Source organism: Rhizobium sp. BK196 (genome assembly GCF_014193255.1).
Classification (GTDB): Bacteria; Pseudomonadota; Alphaproteobacteria; order Rhizobiales; family Rhizobiaceae; genus Rhizobium.
Map to the genome: position 1 here is coordinate 506,374 of NZ_JACHZB010000002.1, position 25,333 is coordinate 531,706.

Annotated in this window: 25 protein-coding genes; 8 read left to right on the forward strand and 17 right to left on the reverse strand. The window is 59.5% G+C overall.

Annotation, left to right across the window (positions count from 1 at the left end; all coding sequences use genetic code 11):
• Window positions 1-235 precede the first annotated feature (235 nt).
• Together FHT78_RS29620 and FHT78_RS08910 are read right to left on the reverse strand one after the other, a co-directional pair.
• Window positions 236-571, reverse strand: a complete 336-nt coding sequence (locus FHT78_RS29620; RefSeq protein WP_183742662.1) for a DUF2934 domain-containing protein — start codon at window positions 569-571, stop codon at window positions 236-238.
• Window positions 572-713: 142 nt separating this feature from the next.
• A complete protein-coding gene (locus tag FHT78_RS08910) occupies window positions 714-1,355 on the reverse strand; it encodes a UdgX family uracil-DNA binding protein (protein WP_183743461.1) in 642 nt (213 codons plus the stop codon).
• 121 nt (window positions 1,356-1,476) lie between these two features.
• Here FHT78_RS08910 and treZ point away from each other — a divergent pair, with 121 nt between their 5' ends.
• On the forward strand, window positions 1,477-3,312 hold the full coding sequence (treZ, locus tag FHT78_RS08915) for a malto-oligosyltrehalose trehalohydrolase (RefSeq protein WP_183742663.1): 1,836 nt from the start codon (window positions 1,477-1,479) through the stop codon (window positions 3,310-3,312).
• Between the two features lie 40 nt (window positions 3,313-3,352).
• Here the strand turns inward: treZ and FHT78_RS08920 are convergent, their stop codons facing one another.
• Window positions 3,353-4,174, reverse strand: coding sequence for a DUF1206 domain-containing protein (locus FHT78_RS08920; RefSeq protein ID WP_183743463.1), 822 nt, complete (start codon window positions 4,172-4,174; stop codon window positions 3,353-3,355).
• 273 nt (window positions 4,175-4,447) lie between these two features.
• On the opposite strand from FHT78_RS08920, the gene FHT78_RS08925 reads away from it, so the two are divergent.
• The 3 genes from FHT78_RS08925 to FHT78_RS08935 all read left to right on the forward strand — a co-directional run bounded on the left by FHT78_RS08925 (window position 4,448) and on the right by FHT78_RS08935 (window position 7,299).
• Window positions 4,448-4,747 carry a hypothetical protein gene (locus FHT78_RS08925; protein WP_183742664.1) on the forward strand — a complete coding sequence of 100 codons (300 nt, stop codon included), beginning with the start codon at window positions 4,448-4,450 and terminating at the stop codon, window positions 4,745-4,747.
• A 169-nt stretch (window positions 4,748-4,916) separates the two neighbouring features.
• A complete protein-coding gene (locus FHT78_RS08930) occupies window positions 4,917-6,380 on the forward strand; it encodes a phosphatidylserine/phosphatidylglycerophosphate/cardiolipin synthase family protein (RefSeq protein WP_183742666.1) in 1,464 nt (487 codons plus the stop codon).
• A gap of 94 nt (window positions 6,381-6,474) precedes the next feature.
• On the forward strand, window positions 6,475-7,299 hold the full coding sequence (locus tag FHT78_RS08935) for an endonuclease/exonuclease/phosphatase family protein (RefSeq protein WP_183743464.1): 825 nt from the start codon (window positions 6,475-6,477) through the stop codon (window positions 7,297-7,299).
• 14 nt (window positions 7,300-7,313) lie between these two features.
• On the opposite strand, the gene tehA is transcribed toward FHT78_RS08935, so the two are convergent.
• Window positions 7,314-8,270 carry a dicarboxylate transporter/tellurite-resistance protein TehA gene (gene tehA, locus FHT78_RS08940; protein WP_183742668.1) on the reverse strand — a complete coding sequence of 319 codons (957 nt, stop codon included), beginning with the start codon at window positions 8,268-8,270 and terminating at the stop codon, window positions 7,314-7,316.
• A 71-nt stretch (window positions 8,271-8,341) separates the two neighbouring features.
• Entirely contained in the window at window positions 8,342-8,680 is a 339-nt protein-coding gene (locus FHT78_RS08945) for a carboxymuconolactone decarboxylase family protein (RefSeq protein ID WP_183742670.1), read from the reverse strand.
• Between the two features lie 120 nt (window positions 8,681-8,800).
• On the opposite strand from FHT78_RS08945, the gene FHT78_RS08950 reads away from it, so the two are divergent.
• Window positions 8,801-9,733, forward strand: coding sequence for an AraC family transcriptional regulator (locus FHT78_RS08950; RefSeq protein WP_183742672.1), 933 nt, complete (start codon window positions 8,801-8,803; stop codon window positions 9,731-9,733).
• 12 nt (window positions 9,734-9,745) lie between these two features.
• On the opposite strand, the gene FHT78_RS08955 is transcribed toward FHT78_RS08950, so the two are convergent.
• Window positions 9,746-10,651 carry a LysR family transcriptional regulator gene (locus FHT78_RS08955; RefSeq protein WP_183742674.1) on the reverse strand — a complete coding sequence of 302 codons (906 nt, stop codon included), beginning with the start codon at window positions 10,649-10,651 and terminating at the stop codon, window positions 9,746-9,748.
• A 110-nt stretch (window positions 10,652-10,761) separates the two neighbouring features.
• Between FHT78_RS08955 and FHT78_RS08960 the strand changes: the two genes are divergently transcribed.
• Entirely contained in the window at window positions 10,762-11,592 is an 831-nt protein-coding gene (locus FHT78_RS08960; RefSeq protein WP_183742676.1) for an SDR family oxidoreductase, read from the forward strand.
• A gap of 7 nt (window positions 11,593-11,599) precedes the next feature.
• Here the strand turns inward: FHT78_RS08960 and FHT78_RS08965 are convergent, their stop codons facing one another.
• Window positions 11,600-12,595: an aldo/keto reductase gene (locus FHT78_RS08965; RefSeq protein WP_183742678.1), complete on the reverse strand. Its 996-nt coding sequence runs from the start codon at window positions 12,593-12,595 to the stop codon at window positions 11,600-11,602.
• 273 nt (window positions 12,596-12,868) lie between these two features.
• Between FHT78_RS08965 and FHT78_RS08970 the strand changes: the two genes are divergently transcribed.
• Window positions 12,869-13,756: a LysR substrate-binding domain-containing protein gene (locus tag FHT78_RS08970; protein ID WP_183742680.1), complete on the forward strand. Its 888-nt coding sequence runs from the start codon at window positions 12,869-12,871 to the stop codon at window positions 13,754-13,756.
• A 3-nt stretch (window positions 13,757-13,759) separates the two neighbouring features.
• Here FHT78_RS08970 and FHT78_RS08975 read toward each other — a convergent pair whose 3' ends face one another.
• From FHT78_RS08975 to FHT78_RS09015, 9 genes are all read right to left on the reverse strand, one after another.
• A complete protein-coding gene (locus tag FHT78_RS08975; RefSeq protein ID WP_183742682.1) occupies window positions 13,760-14,302 on the reverse strand; it encodes a transcriptional regulator in 543 nt (180 codons plus the stop codon).
• Window positions 14,303-14,402: 100 nt separating this feature from the next.
• Window positions 14,403-15,482, reverse strand: coding sequence for a sn-glycerol-3-phosphate ABC transporter ATP-binding protein UgpC (ugpC, locus tag FHT78_RS08980; protein ID WP_183742683.1), 1,080 nt, complete (start codon window positions 15,480-15,482; stop codon window positions 14,403-14,405).
• A 1-nt stretch (window position 15,483) separates the two neighbouring features.
• Window positions 15,484-17,412 carry a glycoside hydrolase family 127 protein gene (locus FHT78_RS08985; protein WP_183742684.1) on the reverse strand — a complete coding sequence of 643 codons (1,929 nt, stop codon included), beginning with the start codon at window positions 17,410-17,412 and terminating at the stop codon, window positions 15,484-15,486.
• Between the two features lie 27 nt (window positions 17,413-17,439).
• The gene (locus FHT78_RS08990) at window positions 17,440-18,303 is read right to left on the reverse strand and encodes a carbohydrate ABC transporter permease (protein ID WP_183742685.1); all 864 of its coding nucleotides are present in this window, start codon (window positions 18,301-18,303) and stop codon (window positions 17,440-17,442) included.
• Window positions 18,303-19,214 carry a sugar ABC transporter permease gene (locus tag FHT78_RS08995; protein ID WP_183742686.1) on the reverse strand — a complete coding sequence of 304 codons (912 nt, stop codon included), beginning with the start codon at window positions 19,212-19,214 and terminating at the stop codon, window positions 18,303-18,305. Before FHT78_RS08995 ends, FHT78_RS08990 begins: the two co-directional genes overlap by 1 nt.
• 78 nt (window positions 19,215-19,292) lie before the next feature.
• Window positions 19,293-20,531: a sugar ABC transporter substrate-binding protein gene (locus FHT78_RS09000; protein ID WP_183742687.1), complete on the reverse strand. Its 1,239-nt coding sequence runs from the start codon at window positions 20,529-20,531 to the stop codon at window positions 19,293-19,295.
• Window positions 20,532-20,572: 41 nt separating this feature from the next.
• Complete coding sequence (locus FHT78_RS09005) at window positions 20,573-21,595, reverse strand: LacI family DNA-binding transcriptional regulator (protein ID WP_183743466.1); 1,023 nt, start codon at window positions 21,593-21,595, stop codon at window positions 20,573-20,575.
• A gap of 188 nt (window positions 21,596-21,783) precedes the next feature.
• Window positions 21,784-22,137 carry a hypothetical protein gene (locus tag FHT78_RS09010; RefSeq protein ID WP_183742688.1) on the reverse strand — a complete coding sequence of 118 codons (354 nt, stop codon included), beginning with the start codon at window positions 22,135-22,137 and terminating at the stop codon, window positions 21,784-21,786.
• Window positions 22,138-22,161: 24 nt separating this feature from the next.
• Window positions 22,162-23,109, reverse strand: a complete 948-nt coding sequence (locus FHT78_RS09015; protein ID WP_246715205.1) for a sensor domain-containing diguanylate cyclase — start codon at window positions 23,107-23,109, stop codon at window positions 22,162-22,164.
• Between the two features lie 262 nt (window positions 23,110-23,371).
• Between FHT78_RS09015 and FHT78_RS09020 the strand changes: the two genes are divergently transcribed.
• The gene (locus tag FHT78_RS09020; RefSeq protein ID WP_183742689.1) at window positions 23,372-24,343 is read left to right on the forward strand and encodes an alpha/beta hydrolase; all 972 of its coding nucleotides are present in this window, start codon (window positions 23,372-23,374) and stop codon (window positions 24,341-24,343) included.
• A gap of 56 nt (window positions 24,344-24,399) precedes the next feature.
• Here the strand turns inward: FHT78_RS09020 and FHT78_RS09025 are convergent, their stop codons facing one another.
• Window positions 24,400-25,296 carry a LysR family transcriptional regulator gene (locus FHT78_RS09025; RefSeq protein WP_183743470.1) on the reverse strand — a complete coding sequence of 299 codons (897 nt, stop codon included), beginning with the start codon at window positions 25,294-25,296 and terminating at the stop codon, window positions 24,400-24,402.
• Between the last annotated feature and the right edge of the window lie 37 nt (window positions 25,297-25,333).

The following is a 25,333-nucleotide window of genomic DNA, read 5'->3' on the forward strand; positions in this document are numbered from 1 at the left end:
GACTTCCCCTGCTTGCCCATAAACAGCTGAAAGATAATCTTGTTCCCCGTTTCGAGGGGTGGACGCAGCTTTTTACAAAGCTGTCCGGACGGACGTTTCATTCGGCTTGTGTTCACCCCCGCGCAGAAGCTGTCGCTCCATAATCCTCCTATCACGCAACTAATTCAAACTTATGACAAAACCGCATCAGGGCGCCGTGAAGGCGCCCCTTTCGTTAAATTTGAATATTGCTCTGTCAGGAAGCCGACTTGCGTACGGCTGCGCGCTTCGGGGCCGGGTTGACGATGCCGCTAGCCTTTGTGTTTGTCGCCGCCCGTTTGGCAGATTTCTTGGCTTCACCGCCATTCGTAACCTCAGCCGCTGCTGCGGGTGCCCCCGTCTTGGCCGCCGCTGTTCGCTTCGCCCGAGGTTTCACTTCCTTACCGTTTGAGGATTTTGAAGCCCCCTTGAGTGCGTCATGCTCAACCCGTGCTTGCTCCCAATGGATCGAATCCCGTCCCGTTGGGTGTCCCTCTTCTTCCCAGAGGGCATATGCACGTTTTTTTATCCACTCGTCCCGAGTTTCTGCCATCGCTGATCTCCAGTCACAACATGCCGTCGTCCGAACGCGATACTGTTGGAAAGGTTCCAGACAATGGGTCCGGTTTCAAGGGGATTTGCCAAGTAAATCCGGAATATTTTTGGGTTGCAGTATTTATAGGCAACAACTCGTTCTAGTTGCCTTGATATTGGACAGCGCGGTGCAGGTCCGCGATGAAATTTGCACGCTGGCGCGCGACATCCTCTTCGTCGCGAATCCGCAGAAGGAAGGAGGGGTGGATGGTCACGAGGACCGGCGGGTGGTTGCCGGGCGTAAGAATGTGGCCGCGCTCCGGCGTCAATTTCACCTTCGAGCCGAGGAGAGAGTACAGTGCTGTCGCGCCGAGTGCGACAACCAGATTCGGCCGCACCAGTTTGATCTCGGCCCCGAGCCACCAGGCGCAACGCTGGATCTCCCCTGCATTGGGTTTCGAATGCAGGCGACGCTTGCCGCGAGGCTCGAATTTAAAATGCTTGACCGCATTGGTGACGTAACAGCGCGAGCGGTCGAGCCCGGCTTCTTCGAGACAGGTGTCCAGCAGACGTCCGGCCGGGCCTACGAAAGGGCGTCCGGCAATATCCTCCTTGTCGCCGGGTTGTTCGCCGACGAGCATGATCGCAGCTCTCTGCGATCCCTCGCCAAAGACGAGCTGGGTGGCGTTTTTGTAAAGTTCGCAGCGCGTGCAGCCTTCCGCCTGATGTCTAAGCTGATCAAGGCCGGCGGCGTCGGCGCTTTCAAGCGTGAAGGCAGGACCGAATTTCGGTGCGACGTTCATTGGCGGTAGACCCTTGGCTTTCACTCTCAACCGATCGCGCCGCGGATTGTTCCTGTCCGTTCGGAACAACCCGCAGCCTCGGGACTTTGATGCTGATCGGAAATCACACAGGGCTTGCGGGATGAACCAAATTTCAAAGACCGGCACGAATACGGAAAGCACGGGACGCTGGGGCGCAGAGCTGCTTGGGGGCGGAGGTGCGCGTTTTCGCCTCTGGACGCAGGGTCAAAACGCGATCTGGTTGCGGCATCGCGGCCGGGATATTCCGATGCACGATGCCGGCGGCGGTTGGTTCCAGTTGACGGTGGCGGAAGCGTCCGCCGGCGATGCGTACATGTTCGTCCTCCCGGATGGAAAAGCCGTGCCGGACCCGGCGTCGCGCGCGCAGGCCGGCAACGTGCACGGCCCGTCGCTGATCGTCGATCCGCGCTATCCATGGCAGAATTCGCGCTGGCGCGGCCGCCCCTGGGAAGAAGCCGTCATCAGCGAAATCCATATCGGCGCCTTCACGCCCGAGGGTACATTCCGCGCCGCGGCACAGAAGCTCAAGCATCTCGCCGAAACTGGTATCACGGCCATTGAAGTGATGCCGGTTGCGCAATTTGCCGGCAATCGCGGCTGGGGTTACGACGGAGTGCTCCACTATGCACCGCACTCCGCTTATGGCACGCCAGCCGATTTCAAGGCCTTCATTGATACGGCGCATGGCCTCGGCATCATGGTGCTGCTCGACGTCGTCTACAATCACTTTGGCCCTGAGGGCAATTATCTCCACGGCTATGCGCCGGGCTTCTTCCGTAAAGACCGGCAAACGCCCTGGGGAGCGGCAATCGATTTCGGGCGGGAACCGGTGCGGCGCTTCTTCATCGAGAATGCGCTCTACTGGATCGATGAGTTCCAGCTGGACGGGCTCAGGCTCGATGCCGTGGAGCAAATCCATGACACCTCCGAAAAGCATGTGCTTTCGGCCTTGGCCGAGGAGGTGAAAACCGCCTTCGCCGACAGGCAGGTGCATCTGGTCGTCGAAGACCAGCGCAATCTCGTAGAACTGCTGGTCCGTGACGAAAATGGCGCTGTCAACGCCTACGAGGCCGAATGGAACGATGATTTCCATCATGTGGCGCATATCGTCGCGACAGGTGAAACCGTCGGTCATTATAAACCTTTCGCCGATCAGCTCTGGCATAAGCTTCGCCTGGCGCTTCAGCACGGCTTCATCTATCCTGATCGAACCGATCCGCCCGCACTACCCCTCGGCGAGCGCCGCTATCTGCCGCCGACCGCCTTCGTGGATTTCCTGCAGAACCACGACCAGATCGGCAACCGCGCCTTCGGCGAACGGCTGGTGAGCCTTTCCGATCCCGACATGCTGGATGCTTTGACAGCGATACTCCTGCTCTCACCGCACATTCCTTTTCTCTTCATGGGAGAGGAGTATGGGGAGAGGCGGCCCTTCTATTTCTTCACCGATTATACCGGCGAGCTTGCCAAAATAGTTCGCGAGGGTCGCATGGCGGAAGCCGAGGGTTTCGGCGGATTGAAGGCCTGCAAGACCGCGGCCGATCTGCCCGATCCGAATGCGCTTTCAACCTTCGAACATTCAAAGCTCGACTGGCAATGGCGGGAGAGCGAAGGCGGGCGAAAGAGTCTGGTTTTCGTCGCGGAGCTCTTGAAATTACGCAAGACCCATATCGTGCCCTTGCTGCGGGAGAGCTGGGCCATCGAAAGCGGCGTGGTGGAAGCACCTGAAGGAGGTGTTGCCGTCTGGTGGAAGTTTGCGCACCGGACACTGGCGCTGCGCGCCAATCTCTCCGAACAGCCGCTGATCCTGCCACCGGTCGCCGGGACCGTGATCTATGAGCGCTACGGCAAGGAAGCAAAGGCCTCGGAAAACGTAGAGTTGCCGCCGCATTCGGTCATTTTCGCGATTGAGTTCAGCGGGCAGATGGAACTTTAAATCGAGTTGGTCTGCTTGGCAGGCGAAGCCAGGCCGCGAATTAAAGACCGCGCGTCGGCAATGCGCGCTTGACGTCGTTCAGAGATGGTTCCCGAACGATGCGATAACGCGCTTCGATTAGGTTGTAGAACCCGAATGCTGCAAGACCGATAGCGACGGCAACGTAAAGGACCGACCCGAAGGGCAGCTGCCGCAGCCACTGCAGCGCATCTGCCATGCTGCCGGCTTGAGCCGGATCCACGCGCAAGCCTGCATAGGCAAATAAAATGCCGGTGATTGCAAAGACGAGGCCGCGTGCAACCAGCCCGTAGATGCATATCGCAGTGATGACGCCGCTGTTGTTCGGGATCCGCAGGTATCGTTCGAATTTCTTCGTCAGTCCCTTGGCCGCGGTGATCCCGCCGCCGATGATGAAACCTGCGCCGACGGTAATGGCCAGATAGGATCCAAACGGCTTCGACATGATCCATTCGGCGAGATCCTTTTCGCCAGCCTCGTCGCTTCCGCCTGCAAAAATCAGGGCGTGTCCAATAGCAAAGGCCGCGAGGCTGAGATATGTCGCAGCACTGCCAAACCATGCGATCCTGATCACCAGCGCCTTTGCTCCAGAGCCACGTCCATCGCTGTCTGCAAGCGACTGAGCAAGCCTCCAGACGACGAACCCTAGCAGGCCCAGGCCGATCAGGCCGACCCAGACGCGGCCGAACGGCTGCTGCAGCAGGGTTGACAGCGCCGACTTCGTCTCCGGTCGGCCGCCCGACACGCCCGAGAACAGGGCAAGGCCTGCGACAAGAAGAAAGACGATGCCGCGCGCGGTATAGCCGCTCTTGGCAAGCAGGTCGAAACGAAATCCCTGTGGCATCGTATTCATAGTGGATCCTCCGACTGGGAAAGCTAACGCGCCAGCACACGAAAAGTTTGGGCCGGCTATCGAACCTGAAAACCCTTCCGCTGTTTTCGATACTCTGCAGATAACTCTATGCTGCTTTGACCAATTGGCAGAGCTCGGTGATTGCGCCGGTCGCCCGAGAGCTGCATATAAGCGCGTAAATCTATTCCCTTGTCTTCCACTCCATCGCCGCGGCGGACAGCTTAACGCTGTGTTTTGTATGCGCGCGAAAGAAGAGGTTAAATCATGCAGACTTTATCAAGGTCGCTCGCAGACATGACGTTGCAGGAACGCACCAATATGGCCGATGTCGTCGTAGAAGCCCTCGAGGCTTTCGCGGAAGAAGCAGAAAACGGCGGCGACGAGCGGTTTGCTCGAGACTCGAAGGCGATTGCCTGTACGATCCGCGGCTGCGGGAACGATCTTTCCAAATGCGAGCTTGAGACGGCGGAGCTTCTGCTCGAATTCGGAATTCAGTTCATGTACGCTTATACCTGTCGTGAGCAGGAGTTTGGCAGCGAGGGGTCGGCCGCCGCACAGCACTGACGGTGCGAGGGCCGACGCAGATAGGGCGGCAAAAATCGACCTCCACAAATAGCTATGGAAAATCGCACTTCCTGGATATTTTTGCGTCACATCGCTGGATCGGTGCGTTAATACCGCTACTTAGCCGGTTTCGTGCATTGATGCAGGGCACTCACACTTTCTGGACGCGATGTTTCAACTGCTGTCGACCTACTGGCCGCATATCCTCTTCGTCATCTCCATTGCCATGGGGGCAGCGGCGGCGATCCATGCCACCATGACCAAGGAAGAGGTCCGCGCCGCGACCGGCTGGGTGGGCGTCATCATCCTCTCGCCGATCATTGGCGCGCTGCTTTACATGATCGCCGGCATCAATCGCATCCGCCGCAAGTCGCTCAGCCTTCGCCGCGACGTGTTGCTGCCTGCCGCCGATCTGCACGAGCTCGAAAAATTCGACGCCGAAACCGATGCCGTCATCAGCCAATTCGGCCGGCGTTTTGCCGCCTTGCAAACGCTCGGCGATCGCGTCACGCGTTACCCGCTGACGACGGGCAACTCCATCGATATGCTGGAAAATGGCGACGAAGCCTATGCGGCGATGAAGACGGCGATCGACGGTGCCGAGCGCAGCATCCTGCTCGAAACCTATATCTTCGACCGCGACAGGATCGGCCTTCGCATCGCCGACGCACTGATTGCGGCCGTCAAGCGCGGCGTCGCGGTACGCGTATTGATCGATGCAGTCGGGGCGCGCTATTCGGTGCCGAGCATTCTCGGCTATCTGCAGGACGGCGGGGTGACGGTCAATGTCTTCAACGGCAACGTCATCATGGGCCTGAGGCTGCCCTATGCCAACCTGCGGACCCACCGCAAGATCCTGATTGCGGATGGAAAAACTGCCTTGACGGGCGGTATGAATATCCGCGAAGGTTTCAGCGAGGAAGCGGTCGGTGGGAGTTTCGCCCATGACACGCATTTCATCATCAGCGGCCCGGCGGTTGCCGATCTCTTCGACGTCGCTGCCGAGGACTGGCGTTTCACGACAGGCGAGGTCCTGAACGGCGAGGCCTGGCGCATCGATCGACTGGAGCGCAGGCGTGGCGATCCAGTCTTCCTGCGTGTCGTCGCTTCCGGACCTGATCGGAGTGTGGAGACCAACCACAAGATGCTGATGGGCGCATTTTCCATCGCGCGCCAGTCGATCCGGATCATGTCACCTTACTTTTTGCCGGATCGGGAGCTGATTAGTGCACTGACGACGGCGGCCCGGCGCGGGGTGGAGGTTGATATCGTCGTGCCTGCCGCCAATAATCTCGTCCTGGTCGACCGGGCGATGACGGCGCAATTCGACCAGATCGTAAAGAACTACTGCCGCATCTGGCGTTCGACCGGCAGCTTCAGCCATTCCAAGCTGCTCTCTATCGACGGAACCTGGGCCTATGTCGGCTCTTCCAATCTCGACCCGCGCTCGTTGCGCCTGAATTTCGAGGTCGATCTCGAAGTGCTGAATGCCGGCTTTGCTGCTGAGATCGACGAGCGCGTCGACGATGCCATCAAATCCGCAACGCCGGTTACGCTTGAAGGGCTTTGGTCGCGGCCCTTCCTGGTGCGGCTTCTCGAAAAGGTGTTGTGGCTGGGTTCGCCCTATCTTTGAGCGGGATTTCGTGATTGCAGCATGGCAAGTTTTGCTGCGCTGCCTATAATGCAAGAAAAAGAGCTTTCGAGCAATGGAGCCGACGTTCCTTCCGATGCAAGCCAAGAAGAAAGATAGTCTCCCCGCCAATATCCTCGCTTCCATCAAAAACAGAAGGAAACGCGTCGAGACCTGGAGCGCCGGGCCGGCGCCGCGGGGCGAGGGCACGCTGATTGCTTCCTATAATGTCCACAAATGCGTCGGCACCGACCGGCGTTTCGATCCCGAGCGTACCAGCCGCGTTATCCACGAGATCGACGCAGATGTGATCGCCCTGCAGGAGGCTGATACGCGCTTCGGCGAGCGCACCGGCATCCTTGATTTGCCGAGGCTGGAACGCGAAACCGGCCTTGTGCCTGTTCCGATCTCGGGAGCGGTAAAAGCACATGGCTGGCACGGCAATGTGGTGCTCGTCCGAAAGGGCCTGGTGCATGATGTGCACCAGGTGAAGCTGCCGGGGCTGGAGCCGCGTGGCGCCCTGGTTGCGGAAATTGAGCTCGAAGCTGGTGGGAAGCTGCGCATCATCGCCGCCCATTTCGGCCTGCTGCGCCATTCTCGGGCGCAACAGGCAAAGACGCTGGTCGATCTCATCAGCGACCGTCACGAAATGCCGACCATCCTGCTAGGCGATCTCAACGAATGGAGGCTCGGCGACCGCTCGTCCCTCAATACTTTCCAGATGGCCTTCGGCCCGCTGCCGCCCGCCGTTCCGAGCTTTCCTGCCGGTTTGCCGGTCCTGGCGCTCGACCGCATCATTGCCAACCGGAAAGGGATCATCTCTTCCGTGGAGGTGCATGACACCCCGCTCGCGCGCATGGCGTCCGACCACCTGCCGATCAAGGCGGTGGTCGATCTACAGCAGGAAGTGGCAAGTGTTTAGCGCCCTGTGGGCTTTCAGGCCCGGACAGGAGCAGGAAGGAGCTTGCCTCTCACCAGCAGCCAGAGCGTGCCAACTGCAATAATCGCAAGCGCGATGTTGACGAGCACGAAGATAACAGGCGCAAGCTCGCTGATCGCGCCGGTGTCGCCGCGCGCCGTCATGCGCAGTGCTGTCGTGGAAAGCGCAGTAAGGCCGAAGGTGAAAGCCCAATAGGAGCCGGCGAAGGGTTGTTGCATGATCCAGGGCAGCTGGCGGCCGATGATCAGGACCTGGAGGATGGCGTAGCCGAACATGGCATGCACGAACATATCGGGCGTGCCGGTCGTCACACTCAGATAAGCGGCGCTGCCAACGGCGGGCGGGGCAAGTTGGATGCCCAGAGTCGGCCTCAGCGGTGCGGCTAGCTCCGGCGCCATTAGCAGCCGGTGCAACAATACGGATTCGATTGCCAGCCATGAAAAGAAACCGGCGCCGAAGGCGAGCTGACCCCAGTCGGCATAACCAAGCGTGCCTGCCGCGATGGCGGTGACGAAAGAACCGGCAACAGTCGGCAGATAAAGAACCGGCGTGTTGGTGACCGGATCACGCCCGCCACGCCAGAGCAGACCGGTTCGCCAAAGCAGGAAAAGCAGGGTGATAGCGAACCCCGCCAGAGCCAAGACTTCAGTTGTGATACGCGAATAGGGAAGGATTGCAAGTCCGGCCAGCATGGTCGCGACGCCGATCAGTCCGACGAAGCAGCACTGGATGGGATGCTGAAGTTCCGCCATCACCTCCTTCGGCGCGACAAAGCATTTCGCGGCATAGAGGAGGATGAGGACGAGCCAGGTCACAAAGCCAAGAAGGCTGATGGTTTCGCCCACGCCGGCCGGAACCGGCCAGATGGCAGCGGCGGCGCGCCAGCTGTTGCCGAGCCCGACAACACCAAGAACAATGCCAAAGAATGCAGCGGGTATGCGTGGGAGCGACATTTCGGTTCTCCGAATTGGTCCGGCAGGATCATTTATCCTGCCAGTGCGGCAAGCGGTTCACGTTGGATGTTCTATTTTGCAACGGCGTCGGCGGCGTCCATCACGCGCGCCGAATAGACAAGAGCAGCACCGGCATTTACCGAGATCGCGACACCGAGGGCTTCTGCAATTTCCTCCTTGGTAGCGCCGACCTTCTGGGCTTCGGTCGTATGTACGGCGATACAGCCATCGCAGCGGACGGTGACGGCCACGGCAAGCGCGATCAGTTCACGCTGCTTGGGGTCGAGATGATTGGTCTTCTGTCCGGCGGTCGAAAGGGTTTGATAGCCTTTGATCGTCTCTGGCACGATCTTGGCGATTTCGCCGATCCGACCCAGGAGTTCGCCGCGATATTCCTTCCAATCCAACATGAAAATCATTCCTTCTCACATCAGCGATGGCGTGATTGCCTCGGCTGTTGGAAGTGACTATGACTTTGAAGGTCGATAGTTTGAATGCTCAAAAAAGTCATTTTCTAGCTCGATCGTCTCATGGATATTCTAAGCCGCCTTATCGAACTTGCCCGCCTGCAGCCGACGCTCGACATTCGCTGCCGGCTGCAGGGCGCATTTCATATCGACCACGAACCCGCTGCAACAGGTACGCTACCGTTTCATTTGATCCTCGGCGGCGATTGCCTCATTCGCCTCGGCTCCGGTCGTCAAATCACCTTGCGCTCCGGCGATTTCTTGCTGCTGCCGCGCGGGGATGCGCATACGATCGTCGGCTTGCGGCCACGTGGCGAAGTACAGCCTCTGCGCATCGCTAAGGGTGGCATGTTGCCCTTGCGCGAAAACGGTGAAGGCGAGGCCGATGTCGACCTGCTCTGTGGCCATTTCGATTGTGCCCCGGGATCGTCCGCCTTGCTGCTCGATAGCCTGCCTGATGTCTTTCACGTGTCGCTCGCCGAGGAAACGGAGGAGCTGCTGAAGACGTTGGTCGCCATGCTTTACAGGGAAACGGCTGAGGAGAAACCGGGAGCATTGGCGATCATTACCGCGACCTGTCTCTCGCTTTTCATCATGGCGGTGAGGGCTGGCAAGGTTTCGCCCGTCGCATCCGGGGGGCTGCTGCAATTGCTTGGGGATGCCAGGCTCGGCAAATCCATTGTGGCAATGATGTCTTCGCCGGCCTTTGACTGGACGATCGATGATCTTGCCCGTCGTTCGGCAATGTCGCGTGCCACCTATGCCCGGCAATTTCGCGAGCGCGCCGGAATGACGGTTGGCGCATTCCTGACCGATATCAGAATGATGCTGGCGAGCGACCAGTTGCTCAGGACCCGCCGGACTGTTGCAGATATCGCTGCAGAGGTCGGTTATGAATCCGAAGCGGCATTCGGCAAGGCTTTCAAAGCAAGACGCGGCATGACGCCATCGCGCTTTCGCGCTGCGGAACAGGCGAGACAGAATGGGCAGAGGTGATGAGTGGGGGGCCTAAGCGCCTTGCCGCTCGACTTCCGTCAGCACGGATATGAAGGCCCTGAGGCTTTGCGGCACATGCCTGTGACCGGGATAATAAAGGCAGAGTCCGGGGATCGACGGGCACCAGTCGTCGAGAACGGAGATTAGATCGCCGCTGGCAAGGTAGGGCCTGGCGACCCTTTCCGGCACATAGGCGATGCCAAGTCCTTTGACCGCCGCCTCCGCCATCAGTTCTACATGATCGAGCGTCAGGGCGCCCGATACCTCGATCGTCACTTCCTGGCCATGTTTCTCGAACTCCCAGCGGTAGAGTTTGCCACTCGGCATACGCAGGCGGATGCAGCGGTGGCGCTTGAGGTCTTCAGGCGTTTTCGGTTGCTTGTGGTCTTTCAAATAAGCTGACGAGGCAATCGCAAGGAAACGTGCCTCGCCGCCGAATTCGACCGCTATCATATCAAGCGGCACGGATTCTCGCAGGCGGATGCCGGCGTCGAAGCCCTCGCCGACAATATCCACCAGCCGGTTTTCGGTGACGATATCGAGCGATATCTCCGGATAGCGCTCGAGAAAGAGAGGAATGGCGGCATTCAACAATACGCGGGCGGCAATTTCGCTGGCGTTGATGCGCAGCGTGCCGCTCGGCTGCCGGCCGAATTCGCCGACGGCATCGAGCGCCAGATCGAGATCGCGCAGGACCGGTTTCAGCCTATCTAAAAGCATCTCGCCGGCTTCGGTGGCTGCGACGCTGCGTGTCGTGCGATGCAGCAGGCGCACGCCCATGCGCGCTTCCATATTGCGCATCATGTGGCTCAGTGTCGAAGGCGACAGGCCGAGTTCGCCGGCCGCCTTGCGGAAGCTGCGGTGGGTGACGATTGCCGCAAAGGCATTGAGGTCATCAAGTGTCGGCCGATAACTCATGGGTATTTTTCAACAGCTCATGCAGATTTGAATGGATTATCACATCAATAATCACCTCTATCTTTGCTGTCATCAAGCCGCGATCCAGCGGTGTGAGAAAGGTAGAGACGATGACAAAGACATGGTTCATCACAGGCACATCCTCCGGTTTCGGCCGGATCATGACCGAGAAATTGCTGGCGCGCGGCGATCGCGTGGCCGCCACTCTCCGCAAGCGGGAGGCTCTGGCTGACCTCGAGGCGCAATATGGCGACCGGCTCTGGGTCACGACGCTCGACGTCACCGACGACCGCGCCGTTCATGCAGTCGTCGACGCCGCCTTTGAGCAGATGGGGCGCATCGATGTCGTCGTCAGCAATGCCGGATACGGCCTGTTTGGCGCAGCAGAAGAGGTGAGCGATGCGCAGATCCGCCATCAGATCGATACCAACCTGATCGGCTCCATTCAGGTGATCCGCGCGGCCTTGCCGTATCTGCGTCAGCAGGGCGGTGGTCGCATCCTGCAGGTCGCTTCGGAAGGCGGCCAGATCGCCTATCCGAATTTCAGCCTATATCATGCCACCAAATGGGGGATTGAAGGTTTTATCGAGGCGGTAGCGCAGGAAGTTGCTCCCTTCGGCATTGACATCACCATTGCCGAGCCGGGGCCGGCGGGGACCGATTTCGGCAAGGGCCTCGTCAGGGCGCCGAAGATGGAAGTCTATGACGAAACGCCGGCCGGCCAGGTGCGCAGAGCCATTGCCGACGGCTCGTTCAAGATCCTGGGCGACCCCGTGAAGATGACCGACGCGATGATCGCGGCGGCCAAAAAACAACCGGCGCCCAAAAGACTTGCGCTCGGCAGCACGACATATCAGTCGATCCGCAAAGCTCTGAACGAGCGGCTTGCCGAGCTGGAGGCGCAAAAGGAGATCACGCTGTCGACCGACATCGACGCGTGAGCCACCCTCAGCGGTCGATCGTCGCCATGATCGTGTCGTTGTAGCGCTTGCCCGAAACCCTGCCGGGGGCAAGCGCTACATCGAGCGCCTTCATCTGCTCAGCATTGAGCGAAATGGCGGCCGCGGCGATATTGTCTTCCAGGTAGGTGCGGCGCTTGGTACCGGGGATCGGCACAAAGTCGCTGCCCTTGTGCAGGATCCAGGCGAGCGCGATCTGGCCCGGCTTGACGCCGAGCGAGGATGCAACCGAGCGGACGGCCTCGGCTGCGCGGACATTGGCATCGTAATTTTCGCCCTGATAGCGCGGATCGCCGCGACGGAAATCGCCTTCCGGATAGTCTTCGGCACGCTTGACCTCCCCGGTCAGGAAGCCGCGGCCGAGTGGGCTGAAGGGCACGAGGCCGATGCCGAGCTCCTTCAAAGCAGGGATGACGTCGGCTTCGAGATTGCGCTCCCAGAGTGAATATTCGCTCTGCACGGCCGACACGGGATAGACGGCGTGGGCGCGGCGGATATTGGCAACACCAGCTTCGGAGAGGCCGAAATAGCGAACCTTGCCTTCCTGGACGAGCTCGGCGACGGTACCGGCGACATCTTCCATCGGGACAGCCGGATCGACGCGGTGCTGGTAGATGAGGTCAATGTGGTCGGTGGCAAGGCGCTTGAGCGAGCCTTCGACGGCGCTGCGAATGGTTTCCGGCCGGCTGTCACGCTCGGTGCCAACCTGCTTGCCATCTTTCAGGCGAAAGCCGAATTTCGTGGCCAACGTCACCTCATTGCGGCGACCTCTTAGCGCACGGCCGAGCAATTCCTCATTCCTGTAGGGGCCGTAGACCTCGGCTGTATCGAGAAATGTGCAGCCGAGTTCGATGGCACGGTGAAGGGTGGCGATGGATTCCGTTTCATCAGCCGGCCCGTAGGACTGGCTCATGCCCATACATCCGAGGCCGATGGCCGATACATCAAGTCCCTGGCCGCCGAGTTTGCGCTTCTGCATCATCATGCTCCTGCTTATCAAATGGGAGAGGTCTATATAGGCTTCGGTGCAGGATTATGAATGCGCGAGAATCCCGATAAACTGCGTGAGCGTTCAGGTGTTCCAGCGGCGCCGGTTTTTCCTGTCATCAGATGTGTAGGTGACGAGGCGAAGCGCATCCATCAGGGCGGTAATGATTTGCTTCCACATGGCGTTTCTCCTTTCGCAAGTGTTCTCCTCCTCTTGCGCCCAGTCTTCAAACGAGCTTATCGTCGGCTTCGGATAACTTGAGGTTATGGGATGAAACGCGGCCGGCTTCCGCTGACGGCATTGCGCAGTTTCGAGGCTGCCGGGCGGCTCGAGAGCTTCACGCTCGCAGCCGAGGAACTGTTCATCTCGCAGGCGGCCGTCAGCCGACAGATCCGCGAACTGGAACAGCTATTGGGCCAGCCGCTCTTCGAGCGGCGCCATCGAAGTGTTCTGCTGACTGGAAGCGGCCGGCAACTGCTTGCCGTGCTCACTCCTTCCTTCGACCAGATCGATGAATCCCTGGAGGATATCCGCGGAGCTTCAATGTCAGCGGATCTGAAAGTCAGTGTCGAACCTTCCTTTGCCGCTTGCTGGCTGGTGCCGCGGCTGCCGGAATTCCGCAAACGTCATCCTGACGTGGAGATATTGCTCGATGCCGATCCGCGGACGATCGAATTCCGTACCGGCCAGGCGCAGATTGCAATCAGGCACAGCGCCACCGTCGCCGCATGGCCACGGACAGAAAGCCGGCACCTGATCGACGTCCGCTCCGTGCCGGTAATCGCTTCCGATCTTCTGGCGCGTGGTCCACCGATCTCTTCTCCGCATGAGATCTTTGCTTATGAGCTCTTGCATGAGGAGACCCGCGACGCCTGGAGCCGGTGGTTCGAGGCGGCCGGCATCATGCCCGAGACGGCAAAAGGACCCGTCTATGCCGATGACGGGCTCGTTCTACAGGCGGCGCTACGCGGCCAGGGCGTTGCACTCCTGGACGAAGCCTTTGCAGAAGAGGAAATCAAGGCCGGCCGCTTGCGCCAGCTCTTCGACCTCGCTGTTCCGAATGGCGCCTACTGGCTGGTCGCCCGCAGCTTCGATCGCCTTACGCCCCCGGCTGCGGATTTTGCGCGCTGGGTGACGGAGAGCTTTCACAAACGCTGACCTCTACCCGCCTGTCGCCATCCGCTTCTTGGCCGCCTCGCGGACAAGCTTCCATCGGCTAAGCTCAAGCGTGGCGTCCGCCAATGCGCGATGCGCCGGGATTACCTCTTTGCTTTCCTCGACGATACCGTCGATGAGCTTCGATAACTCTGTCTCCGTGATCGCCGCTCCTGTCAATTCACGCGCCGCAGCCATAAAGGCATCGCGTGACTTGCCGAGCCGGAGAGCATGGCGCGGAAAGCCTGCGGCGCGCAGGAGAACGCTCAGCCATTTTCCATCCCATGACGGCGCGCTCGCATAGAGATCGTGGCCGGTCAAAACCTCGATCATTTCGCTGGCGACCTGCTTCACCGGCACGCCTTCCGATGCGAGCAATTCCCGCGAGATCCCATGGATTGCTTCTGCATCGGCTGCCCAATCGTCCCAGTCGGCGGCAGGGCGGATCAAGATAGAGCGCGAGCGACCGTCTTCGAACACCCAGGCAATTTCGATCGGAACGCTTTTCTTGCTGAGGGACGAGGCCTCGAAGTCCAGGAAAACGATCAATGCAACGCGACAGGCGGGGCTGTCCTCCAGCGGGAAATGGGATCGGCCGGTGCCGCAGCGTCCGACCGAAGAACGGACCGCAGCCTACAATCGGTCGAGTTTACTTGTCGAGCCGGACACCATCGGCGTTGAAGATATGCAGATGGGCAGGATCGCAGGTGAAGGCAAGCTGGCTGCCGGTCGCGATGTCGGAGGAGCCCCGATATTCGACGGTCAGCGGCTGGCCATCGCCAAGTTGGCAATAGAGGAACTGAGTGCCGCCGAGATATTCGTCAAAATCGACCGTGGCCCTTAGCGTTTCATCTTGAGAGTTTGCGGCAACCCTCAGATGCTCCGGACGCATGCCCAGTGTAATCTTCTGCCCTTCGCTCAAGCCGGCGCCGCCGATCGGCGAACGGATCCGCTTGCCGGCCACCATGATATTGCTGTCGCCGGCCCAGCTTGCCTCAAGAAGATTCATGCGCGGCGAACCGATGAAACCCGCGACGAAGACATTGTTCGGCCGTTCGTAGATCTCGCGCGGTGTTCCCGCCTGTTCGATATATCCATCGCGAAGTACGACGATCTTGTCGGCGAGTGTCATGGCTTCGGTTTGGTCATGCGTGACATAGATCATCGTATTGCCGAGCTCGCGGTGAAGTCTTGCGATTTCGATACGCATCGAGACGCGCAGTTCCGCGTCGAGGTTAGACAGCGGTTCGTCGAAGAGGAAGACATCCGGCTTGCGGACGATCGCGCGACCGATCGCGACGCGCTGCCGCTGGCCACCAGAAAGCTGGCCCGGCCGGCGATCAAGCAAATGATCGATCTTCAGGATCGCCGAGGCGGCCTTGACGCGGATCTCGATCTCCGAGACCTGCGTTCTAGCCATCTTCAGGCCGAAGGCGAGATTGTCGCGCACGCTCATATGCGGATAGAGCGCGTAAGACTGGAACACCATGGCGATGCCGCGATCGGAAGGGTCGAGATCGGTGACGTTGCGTCCCTTGATCTCGATCTCGCCGTCGGTGACATCCTCCAACCCCGCGATCATGCGCAGCAGCGTCGATTTTCCGCATCCAGACGGGCCGACGAAGACGACGAAGGACCCCTCCGATATGGTCAGGTCGATGCCATGGATGACTTCCAGATTGCCGAAACTCTTGCGAATTTCGGTCAGCACGACGCCCGTATCCGCCATTTTATTCACCGCGCGCCTCGCCGGCTCTGACCCAGACGAGCATCTCGCCCGGTTCGCGATTATCCCAGAAAGGATAGGGGACGAAGCGTGCGCTCGCCTGTTTTGTGGCAGGCGGCGAAGTGCGATAGAGCGCCGAGCCCCAGTCGGCCGTATCACGGCTGACGGGAAGTTCGAGGGCGACTGCGCCGCGAAGACCAGCAATTTCGGAGGTCTTGGCCTGCGAAACATCGGCCGAAAGGGTAATGCCGTTCAGCCCGGCGCCGTTGTCGGTTTCCTCGACGCAATAGACCAGAGGTCCTCGCATCAGCGCCGTGCGGCCGGCGTCCTGACGTACCAGCGGGTTGGCAAAGAGTTTACGGACTGTCAGCGGGATCGACAGATCGACCTTGTCACCGCTCTTCCAGTCGCGCTCGATACGAGCATAACCATCGATGACGACGGATTGCAGATCGAGCTTTTCGCCATTAACGGAGAGCGCCGCACCTTCAGCCCATTCCGGGATGCGCAGCGACAGCGCGAAACGGGCGGGACGGTCGAGCGCCACATCGAAGTGGATCGCGCCATCCCAGGGATAGCGGGTCTGCTGTGAAAGCTCCACCTTGGCGCCGGCAAGATCGAAGCGCGCCTTGCTCTCCCCGTAGAGATGGACGGCAATCTCGTCTTCGGCGATCGCATACATATAGGAGCCGACGGAGGCGAGCAGACGGGCGATGTTCGGCGGGCAGCAGGGGCAATGATGCCAGATCCAGCGGTGATGCTTGCCGGCACTTTCGAGCGGGTTTTCATAGAAGAAGCGCGTGCCGTCGAGCGACAGGCCGGCCATGGCGCCATTGTAGAGTGCCTGCTCCATGATATCGGCATAGCGGCGGTTCGGACCGCGGCCGAGCATGCGGTTCGCCCAGAAGACCAGGCCGACGGAAGCGCAGGTTTCTGCATAGGCGCTCTCGTTCGGCAGGTCGTAATAGTCGGTAAAGCCCTCGTTGGAGGCTGCCGGGCCGATGCCGCCAGTGACGTACATCTGCTTGGTCGTCAGGTCGTCCCAGAGGGTCTCGAGCGCGGACGTCAGTGTATCGTCATTATATTCCGTGGCGATATCGGCCATGCCGGCATAGAGGTACATGGCGCGCACCGCATGGCCGACGACCTTCTTCTGCTCGCGCACCGGCAGATGCGCCTGACCATATTCATAGGTTTTCTGATGGAAATCAGCGGCGCTGCGACCGTCTCGGATCGCTTCTTCGGTAAAGAAATGCGGTTCGGTGCCGCGCTCGTCGATGAAGAATTTTGAGAGGTCGAGATATTTCTTTTCGCCGGTGACGCGCGCCAGCTTGACGAGCGCAAGTTCCACCTCTTCGTGGCCGCAATAGCCGGGGATCTGGCCAGGGCCATGGCCGAAGACCGTGATCAGGTAATCGGCATAGCGGCTCATGATGTCGAGCAGCTTCTTCTTGCCGGTCGCCTGGTAATAAGCGACGGCGCCTTCGATCAGGTGTCCCGCGCAATAGAGTTCGTGGTGGTCGCGCAGGTTCGTCCAGCGGCGACCCGGCTGTACGCGCTGGAACCACGCGTTCAGATAGCCATCCTTGTCCTGGAGTTTCTCATACATGTCGATGATCTGATCGACGCGGGCCTCGAGCTGCGGATTGGGCCGGCGGTAGAGTGAGTAGGCCACGGTCTCGATCGACTTGCCGAGGTCGCTGTCCCAGAACATCTGCGTCGTGCCGCCCCAGGGGCCGATCGGAATGACGACGCCGGGGCTTGGCTTCGTCACGTCGATCGCTTGCAGCATACCGGCCTCGACGCAGCGGTCGAGCAGCGTTTCGGCGGTGGAATCGCAGATTGCATCCTGGCGATCGCCAAACAGGCCCTGCAATTCGACACTCGGCACGGGCAGGGGGCGGAACTGGCTATCTCTTTTCAGCTGGTTCATGGCTTCATCCATTTTGTTGAAAGGTCTTCATTTCACCGCGCCGGCCATCAGCCCGCGCATGTAGTAGCGTTGCAGGAGCAGGAAGACGATCAGGCAGGGGATCGTCATCACGACGACACCGGCCTGGACCGCGCCCCAGTTGATGGCGCCGAGGCGTCCGGCGCGCACCGCCGTCATCAGGACGGGAAGCGTGTATTTCTCGTTGCTGGAGAGCAGCACGAGGGCGGCCAGGAACTCGTTCCAGGCATTGAGGAAAGCAAAGATCGCGACCGTCGCAATACCCGGCAGCACCAGCGGCAGGAGCACGCGGATCAGCAGCCTCAGATCCCGTGCCCCGTCGATGCGCGCTGCCTCCTCGATCTCCTTCGGCACGGCGTCGAAAGCATTGCGCATCATGAAGACGGAGAAGGGAAGTTGCAGAGTGACATAGACGAGGGTCAGCCCCAGCAGCGAATTGTTGAGACCGAGCTTTGCCAGGATGATGAAGAGCGGTGTCAGGATCGACTGGAACGGGATCATCAGCGTGGCGATGATCAGCACGAAAAGCGCATTCTTCAGTGGAAAGCGGTAGCGCGAGAAGCCATACCCGGCGAGCAGGCTCACGGTGACCGTCAGCAGCACTGTTGCCAGCGAAACGAAGAGCGAGTTGATCATGTGCCGCCAGATGCCGGCGCCGAACGTATCGAGCAGCGCATAGGCATCGAAGCTGACCCCTGTCGTCGGCCAGGGCGGGAGCGGCGGCAAGCTCGCCTCCGTGCCGTGCCGGAAGGAGGCGAGCAGCGTGATGACGAAGGGCGCCAGGAAAAAGATCGAAATGGCAATGCCGGCGACATGATAGGCCGATTGCGACCTGAAGCGTTTGCGGGCGCGGCGTTCACGGGAGGAGATCATCAGCGTTCCTCCCCGACACGCAGCAGCCAGAGCTGGACGATTGAGATCGCAACGAGGATTGCCAGAAGCACGATCGAAAGGGCGGATCCGTAACCCAGATTGAAGGAGACGAAGGACTGGTTGAAGATGTAATAGACGACCGAGATCATCTTGTTCTGTGGTCCACCTGCCGTCATGATGTAGAACTGGTCGAAGGCGAGGATCGAGCCGGTGACCGAGACGATCAGCGCTAGCGCAATCGTCTTGCGCATCAGCGGCAGGGTCAGGTGCCGGAAGCGCTGCCAACGGCCGGCGCCATCGATGCGGGCAGCCTCCGTCAACTCGGATGGGATGGCCTGCAGTCCGGTCAACAGGATGATCATCGTAAAGCCGGCGATTTTCCAGACGACCATGACGATGATGGTTGCAAAAGCGGTATCGAAGCTTGCCATGATATTGGGGCTTCGCTCGACGAAGCCAAGCGCACGAAGGGCCGGGCCGATAAAGCCGCTGTCGACATTGGCAAGCCACACCCAGAGCAGCGATGCTGTTGCCAAGCCGACCACGACGGGGAGGAAGATGATCGTGCGGTAGGTGCTGACGAAGCGGCGTTCCTTCTCTACGAAGATCGCGAGGGGGAAGGCGACTGCGAAGATCGCGATGGTTACGATGACCGTGTAATAGGCGGTGAAGTTCAAGGCCGCCATGAAACGGCTGTCGTTCCACATGCGGATATAATTGGCAAAACCGATCCAGCGCGCTGCACCCATCAGCGGCCAGTTGTGCAGGCTCATCCACCCAGTGAACAGCACGGGCATGACGAAGAAGACGATGACGAGTGCCATGGCCGGCGCGATATAAAGAAAGCCGCGCCATTGCGATCTTCGCCGTTTTCGGACAGCGCGCGTGCGCTGTGAACCGGAACCGGTCATCGAAACCTCCGCATCTTATGAATAAAGTCATGGATCGGCCGGGGAACTGCCACCGTCCCCCGGCCACGGCCGGGAGAGTTATTGGCCGCTGTCGATGATGGACTGCATCTCGGACTGAGCATTCGAGAAAGCGCCATCGACGTCATCGCCGAAGATCGCGGCGTTGGTGAAGGTCGCCCAGGGTCCATTCGCGCTGTTGATCAGATCATTGAACTGCAGCGTATAAGGTGTTTTGGCAACGGAGATTGCCTTCAGGCCCACCTGCATGCGGGGATCGAGTCCGGCAAGAACCTGATCGGCGATATCGCCGCGCGTCGGCAGGCTGCCATATTTCGCCATGACCTTCTGGCCGTCCATCGAATAGATGTACTCGAGGAATTCCTTCACGGCATCGATCTTCTTCGTGCCCTTGGTGATGACGAAATTGTCGCCGCCGGCAAAGGAGGAAGTCTTGCCATCCACGCTCGGGATCAGCGTCACGCCGAAGTTGATGTCAGGATACTGGGTAACCAGCGTCCCAATCGCGAAGGCGCCGAGGCTCTGCTGGCCGATCTTGCCGTTCGTGAAGCTCAGGAAGTTGGTGCCATTGTCGCTCGCAGCACTTGCCGGAACGAGATCCTTCTTGACCATATCGCGATAGAAGCCGATGGCCTTGCGCATCTGCGGCGTGTCGAGCGTTGCGGTCTTGCTGTCCGCCGAGAGGATATCCGCACCAGCACCCCAGACGAGCGGCGTGAAGGTGAAGATCATGCAGCCGCCGCAACCGCCGCCCGAGAAGTAGAAGCCGTAGGTATCATCGCCGAGCTTGCGGATTTTCTCGGCGTTGGCTTCGATTTCCTCCCAGGTCGCAGGTGCCTTTTCAGGATCGAGGCCAGCCTTCTTGTACAGGTCCTTGTTCCAGGCAAAGACAGAAGTCTCGACCGAAAGCGGCAGACCGTAGATCTTGTCCTGATAGGTGCCGAGTTTGACATGCGACGGCGACAGCGAATTGAAATAGGGCAGACTCTTTGCCCAATCCGTCAGGTCCTCAAGCTGACCCGCGGCAGCGAAGGCCGGGTTATAGATCAGGTCCATCGACAGGGCATCGGGCGCCTGGCCTCCGGCGATTGCGGTTGCGTATTTCTGCACCAGTTCGCCGAAGGGCACTTCGGTGGTGACGACCTGGTTTTCGTGGCTCGCATTATAGGCCTCGACAACCTTCTTGAAGGAATCGCCAATACCCGTGCGAACCCACATTTCGATTTTTTCGGCAGCCGAGGCTGTCGAGACCAGGCTGAGGGTGGCAATACTAGTTGCCACCAATAGACGCTTCATCATTGGCTCTCCTCCCAAATTGGCGCGTCTCCTTCGCGCCGTTGCTATATTCCGAGGGTGTCACCCCCGCATGATTGCCGCACGACAAGACGGCATGGCAGTTTCCTGATGCCGGGCTCGACAGAGCGTCCCTCCGCAAGCGCCAGAACCGTTAATCCGGCCTGTCGCCCCAGTTCCTTCAACTCCATATCCACCGTCGTCAGCGGCGGCCGTGTCTGGGCGGCGACAATCTCCCAATTGTCGAAGCCGACCACCGAAACATCCTGCGGCACCCGGATGCCCCGTTCGCGTAGCGCATCGATGACACCGCGCGCAATCTGGTCATTGCCGCAGAAGATGCCGTCCGGCTTTTCGCCGCCGTCGCTCCACAATCTTGCAACGGCCTCGTGGCCCCAGGTTTCCGACCACACCCCAAACAGGACCGGCCGCTCTTCTCCCGCGACCCTGCGATAGGCATCGGCACGCTCGCGCACCGAGAAGAAATTCTCCGGTCCGGTGACATGCACCATTCGCTTGCGCCCGAGCTTTGCCAGCCACTCGACGGCAAGCCGCGCGCCCTGCGCATCATCGGAGCGGAAGGTGACACTTCCGGACGCTCCTTCCGTAAATGCGTAGACCACCGGCACATTCAAATTCGACAGATCGACCGGTAACCTTCTATCGAGACGCTTTCCCGTTGCGATGATGCCGTCAACCTGTTTGTCGAGCATCGCCTCGACATGAATCTGCGCCAGCGCCGGGTCCTCCTCAATCGCGCACAGAAAGACCGAAACGCCATGATCAACGAGAGCATCCGATATGCCTGCCATGACCGGCAGGGTAAAACGGCCATAGGTATCGTTGGTGAGAAGCCCGATCGTGAAACTGCGTTTGCTGAGCAGGCCCCTCGCCAAAGCGTTCGGCCTGTACCCGATCTCCGCCGCGATGCGCTTGACCCGTTCGCGCGTTTCCAGTCCCATCCGGCCCGTATCGTTTAGCGCCTTCGATGCCGTGGAGATGCTGATTCCAGCAGCAGCCGCGACATCGTGAATGGTGATCCGGCCTCTTTTCCCTCCCGTTGTGTCCAGCAGCTCCTCCCATCGAAATTACGATGAGAAAAGCTTTTCTCAGGTAACGTGTCAAGTGAGAAAAGGTTTTCTCAGCTGTTGCTGACCAAGTCTGAGTGCGATGAGTAGAGATGAACCGGTATCAATGATGAGCCGGCTCCTGATCGAAGCTAGGCGCGATGGGCTGGTCAGTGTGTGATCGCAATCACTTACAGATATCCGACATGCTCGCCGAACGGGACATCCTCATCCAGGTTGCCGCTGCCGATGCGGTCACTCTCGCCGGACAGGCGTTCTTCGTCCGGATCGGCAGCCTCTGCACGGGGATGGGGGGAGTGATGGTCCAGATGCCGATCCGCTGCGCGATCATCATCAGCGTCGATACGATCCCCATCGCTATCAGCGGTATGGTGATCATCTTTTTTCTCATTGCCAGCGGTGATCTTTGCCTGTCGCCCGGCGACCCAGGCATTGTCAGGTTCAGAGCCGATGGAGGTGCTGTGGTTCACGTGTGTGGCCGAGGAGGCTGCCGTGGGCGAGGTGGGCGCGATCTTTTCGACCATTGAAACTCTCTGGCTTATGGCCGGTTATGATTTCTGCCGTCCAAGCGGGTGCGCATGGGGATCGATGCTGATCTGGTCGCGGCCTCTCATCTTGGCCGCGTAGAGCGCCAGATCGGCCCTTCGATAGATATCATTGGCATAGTCTCCGCTCATGAGAGAGGCAATGCCTGCGGAAAAACTGTAGCGGAAGCTGAGCTGATCGGCCAGCGGGCGAGACTGCCTCACGGCAACCAGCATGCGATTGACGATCTCTGCCGCTTCTTCGGGAACCGTGTTCGGAAGAACCAGAACAAACTCTTCGCCGCCGACGCGACCGAGAATATCCGTCTTGCGCACCATTTTCTGCAGCGTGGCTGCGAAATCCCTGAGAACGGCATCACCGGTAATATGGCCGAAACGGTCATTGATATATTTGAAATTGTCGATGTCGAGAACCGCGAGGCAACCGCCCTTCTCCTGCTGGTTACCACAGCCGCGCACCAGCTCCTCGATCTTCGACATGACGAAACGTCTGCTGGGGATACCGGTCAGCTCGTCGGTCTGGGAGGCCTTGATCGCGCTGTCGCGATCTTGCCGCAGCGTCCTCTGGTCGGAGCGGATCGATGTCACGTCGCTTGCGACACAGAGCATCCAGCCATTGGCCTGCATGGTCTCGGTCATCCATAACCATCGGCCGTCATGAAGGTCGGTCTCAAAGGCGCGAAACCCGGCTTTGCCTCGACGGGCGAGCGTCGACAGCAACCAGCTCTCAAAGTCGGTCATGGCAATGATCGTTCCGCGGCGGGCGTGAAAGTTGCGCCGCATCAGCTCGGACCAGAGTGGTTGTTCGTCCTCTGCGATGAACCAGGCATCGCGAAACGCACGATTGGCAAAGCGTAACCGGTCATCCTGGTCGTAGACCGCAACCATCACGCCCGCAGCTTCCATCAGCTGCGCCATTTGCAACATTGCTTCCATGTCACCCAAGGTCATCATGCCCTCAGAACAGATCATCATTTTCTTGAACTATCTGCCTGGCGTGAAGAAACAGTTAGCTGGTTTGCACATGCACAGGTGGTTTTGTGCCCTCACCGCTGGCTGGATCGCGATGCCTGCTCGCGATAGGGGGCGAATTCTTCCTGCAAGTGGAATAATAACTTCCACGTTCTGCCGATTAACGGATTCCGATGAATGGCTATGTTGGTGCCAGGCCAGCAAGGGCTGTTGGTGAATTTGTCAAAAACGGAGAACTGAGATGAACAGACTGATCCTTTCCCTGATGCTGGCAACCGTCAGCTTTGCTCCCCTTTCCCAAGCCGTCGCCGCTCCTGCCAAGCAGGTTGCGATCGCCCAGCAGGTGCCGGTGACCGTACACTATCGTTCGACCAAGATCGATGGCGTCGACATATTCTATCGGGAAGCCGGCCCGGCCGACGGCCCGGTCGTCCTGCTTCTGCACGGCTTCCCAACATCCTCGCACATGTTCCGCAACCTCATTCCGTTGCTGGCAGATCGCTACCACGTCATCGCCCCCGACTATCCGGGCTTTGGTCAGAGTGACGCACCGGATCACACCAAGTTCGCCTACACATTCGGCCATTATGCAGACATGGTCGATACGCTGATGACTGAGCTCGGCGCCAAGAAATACGCCATGTATCTCATGGATTACGGCGCACCGGTTGGCTACCGTCTGGCTCTCAAGCATCCGGAACGGGTGAGCGGGTTGATCGTCCAGAACGGCAACGCCTATGAAGAAGGCCTGCGCGAGTTCTGGGATCCGATCAAGGCCTACTGGGCCGACGATTCGAAGGAGAAGCGCGAGGCGCTCTCCAATCTCGTGGTTCTTGAGACCACCAAGTTCCAGTACACGGACGGTGTCAAGGACCTCACCCGCATCAGCCCAGACAACTGGGTTCACGATCAGGCTTTGCTCGACCGTCCCGGCAACAAGGATATCCAGCTCGACCTCTTCCACGATTACGGCACGAACGTCCCGCTCTACCCGCAGTTCCAGGCCTTCTTCCGTGAACGAAAGCCGCCGACGCTGATCGTCTGGGGCAAGAACGACAAGATCTTCCCGGAGGTCGGCGCCCATCCTTACCTGCGTGATCTTCCGGACGCTGAAATGCACCTCCTCGACACAGGTCATTTCGCCCTTGAAGACAAGCTGGAGGAGATGGTGCCACTCATCCGCGATTTCCTCGATCGCAAGATTGCAAGGTAACAATCGCTTTCATGAGAGCCCGCGCATTCAGAGCTGAATACGCGGGTCTTTCCCCACTAATTGAAGTGTCTGTTGGATCTCAGCTTTTCCACCGAAAAATCGATGAAGCTTCGCACTTTTGCCGAAGCATGCCGGCCTTCGGGATGGACGACATGGATCGGCAAAGCCTCCTCTTCATAATCAGCGAGGACGGTGCGCAATTCGCCAGCCTCAAGCTGCGGCGCAATCTGATAGGACAGAACGCGCGTCAGACCCCAGCCGGAAGCCGCCGCCGAGATAGCAGCCTCGTTGGTGCTGCAGAAGAGACGAGGATTGACGTGGACGGTTGACTTCTTCCGCACCCCGAAACGCCATTCGAGCGATGTCCACGCACTGGTCGAGGCGACAATGCGATGGGTCGACAGATCGCCGGGCGTCATCGGAACGCCATGCTTTTCAAAATAGCCAGGGGATCCGCAGATCACGCGTCTCACTTGGCCGACGCGCGTTGCGGTGAGGCCGGAGTCGGGCAGATGACCGATGCGGATCGCAACATCGATACCTTCGTCGATCATGCTCACGACCCGGTCGACGAACAGGCCGCGACCGATCACATCGGGATAGAGATCAAGATATTCGGTCATTAGTGGCAGGACGAACATCGTGCCGAACATGACGGAGGTGGTGACGGTAAGCGTGCCAGTAGGTTTGCCATACGCGCCGGCTGCGGCTGCTTCGACCTCCGAGAGATCGGCGAGGAGCCTCTGGCAGTCTGCAAAATACTGGACACCCGCCTCCGTCAGTTTGACGGACCGTGTCGTGCGCGTGAGAAGGCGCGTGCCAATGATATCTTCCAGGGCAGACACCATGCGAGTGACTGCGGGAGGACTCATGTGGAGTTGCCGTCCTGCGTCTGCAAAGCTCTCGGCCTCCGCGACCTTCACGAAGACCCTCATTGCCTGCCATCGATCCATGCGGTTCACACTGTCTTCAAAAGCCTAAGCCCCTGAC

What these genes read in the sequence shown, in the direction of transcription:
- FHT78_RS29620 (WP_183742662.1), bottom strand. Translation starts at nt 571, where the DNA reads ATGGCAGAAACTCGGGACGAGTGGATAAAAAAACGTGCATATGCCCTC.
- FHT78_RS08910 (WP_183743461.1), bottom strand. Translation starts at nt 1,355, where the DNA reads ATGAACGTCGCACCGAAATTCGGTCCTGCCTTCACGCTTGAAAGCGCC.
- treZ (WP_183742663.1), top strand. Translation starts at nt 1,477, where the DNA reads ATGAACCAAATTTCAAAGACCGGCACGAATACGGAAAGCACGGGACGC.
- FHT78_RS08920 (WP_183743463.1), bottom strand. Translation starts at nt 4,174, where the DNA reads ATGCCACAGGGATTTCGTTTCGACCTGCTTGCCAAGAGCGGCTATACC.
- FHT78_RS08925 (WP_183742664.1), top strand. Translation starts at nt 4,448, where the DNA reads ATGCAGACTTTATCAAGGTCGCTCGCAGACATGACGTTGCAGGAACGC.
- FHT78_RS08930 (WP_183742666.1), top strand. Translation starts at nt 4,917, where the DNA reads ATGTTTCAACTGCTGTCGACCTACTGGCCGCATATCCTCTTCGTCATC.
- FHT78_RS08935 (WP_183743464.1), top strand. Translation starts at nt 6,475, where the DNA reads ATGCAAGCCAAGAAGAAAGATAGTCTCCCCGCCAATATCCTCGCTTCC.
- tehA (WP_183742668.1), bottom strand. Translation starts at nt 8,270, where the DNA reads ATGTCGCTCCCACGCATACCCGCTGCATTCTTTGGCATTGTTCTTGGT.
- FHT78_RS08945 (WP_183742670.1), bottom strand. Translation starts at nt 8,680, where the DNA reads ATGTTGGATTGGAAGGAATATCGCGGCGAACTCCTGGGTCGGATCGGC.
- FHT78_RS08950 (WP_183742672.1), top strand. Translation starts at nt 8,801, where the DNA reads ATGGATATTCTAAGCCGCCTTATCGAACTTGCCCGCCTGCAGCCGACG.
- FHT78_RS08955 (WP_183742674.1), bottom strand. Translation starts at nt 10,651, where the DNA reads ATGAGTTATCGGCCGACACTTGATGACCTCAATGCCTTTGCGGCAATC.
- FHT78_RS08960 (WP_183742676.1), top strand. Translation starts at nt 10,762, where the DNA reads ATGACAAAGACATGGTTCATCACAGGCACATCCTCCGGTTTCGGCCGG.
- FHT78_RS08965 (WP_183742678.1), bottom strand. Translation starts at nt 12,595, where the DNA reads ATGATGATGCAGAAGCGCAAACTCGGCGGCCAGGGACTTGATGTATCG.
- FHT78_RS08970 (WP_183742680.1), top strand. Translation starts at nt 12,869, where the DNA reads ATGAAACGCGGCCGGCTTCCGCTGACGGCATTGCGCAGTTTCGAGGCT.
- ugpC (WP_183742683.1), bottom strand. Translation starts at nt 15,482, where the DNA reads ATGGCGGATACGGGCGTCGTGCTGACCGAAATTCGCAAGAGTTTCGGC.
- FHT78_RS08985 (WP_183742684.1), bottom strand. Translation starts at nt 17,412, where the DNA reads ATGAACCAGCTGAAAAGAGATAGCCAGTTCCGCCCCCTGCCCGTGCCG.
- FHT78_RS08990 (WP_183742685.1), bottom strand. Translation starts at nt 18,303, where the DNA reads ATGATCTCCTCCCGTGAACGCCGCGCCCGCAAACGCTTCAGGTCGCAA.
- FHT78_RS08995 (WP_183742686.1), bottom strand. Translation starts at nt 19,214, where the DNA reads ATGACCGGTTCCGGTTCACAGCGCACGCGCGCTGTCCGAAAACGGCGA.
- FHT78_RS09000 (WP_183742687.1), bottom strand. Translation starts at nt 20,531, where the DNA reads ATGATGAAGCGTCTATTGGTGGCAACTAGTATTGCCACCCTCAGCCTG.
- FHT78_RS09010 (WP_183742688.1), bottom strand. Translation starts at nt 22,137, where the DNA reads ATGGTCGAAAAGATCGCGCCCACCTCGCCCACGGCAGCCTCCTCGGCC.
- FHT78_RS09015 (WP_246715205.1), bottom strand. Translation starts at nt 23,109, where the DNA reads ATGACCTTGGGTGACATGGAAGCAATGTTGCAAATGGCGCAGCTGATG.
- FHT78_RS09020 (WP_183742689.1), top strand. Translation starts at nt 23,372, where the DNA reads ATGAACAGACTGATCCTTTCCCTGATGCTGGCAACCGTCAGCTTTGCT.
- FHT78_RS09025 (WP_183743470.1), bottom strand. Translation starts at nt 25,296, where the DNA reads ATGGATCGATGGCAGGCAATGAGGGTCTTCGTGAAGGTCGCGGAGGCC.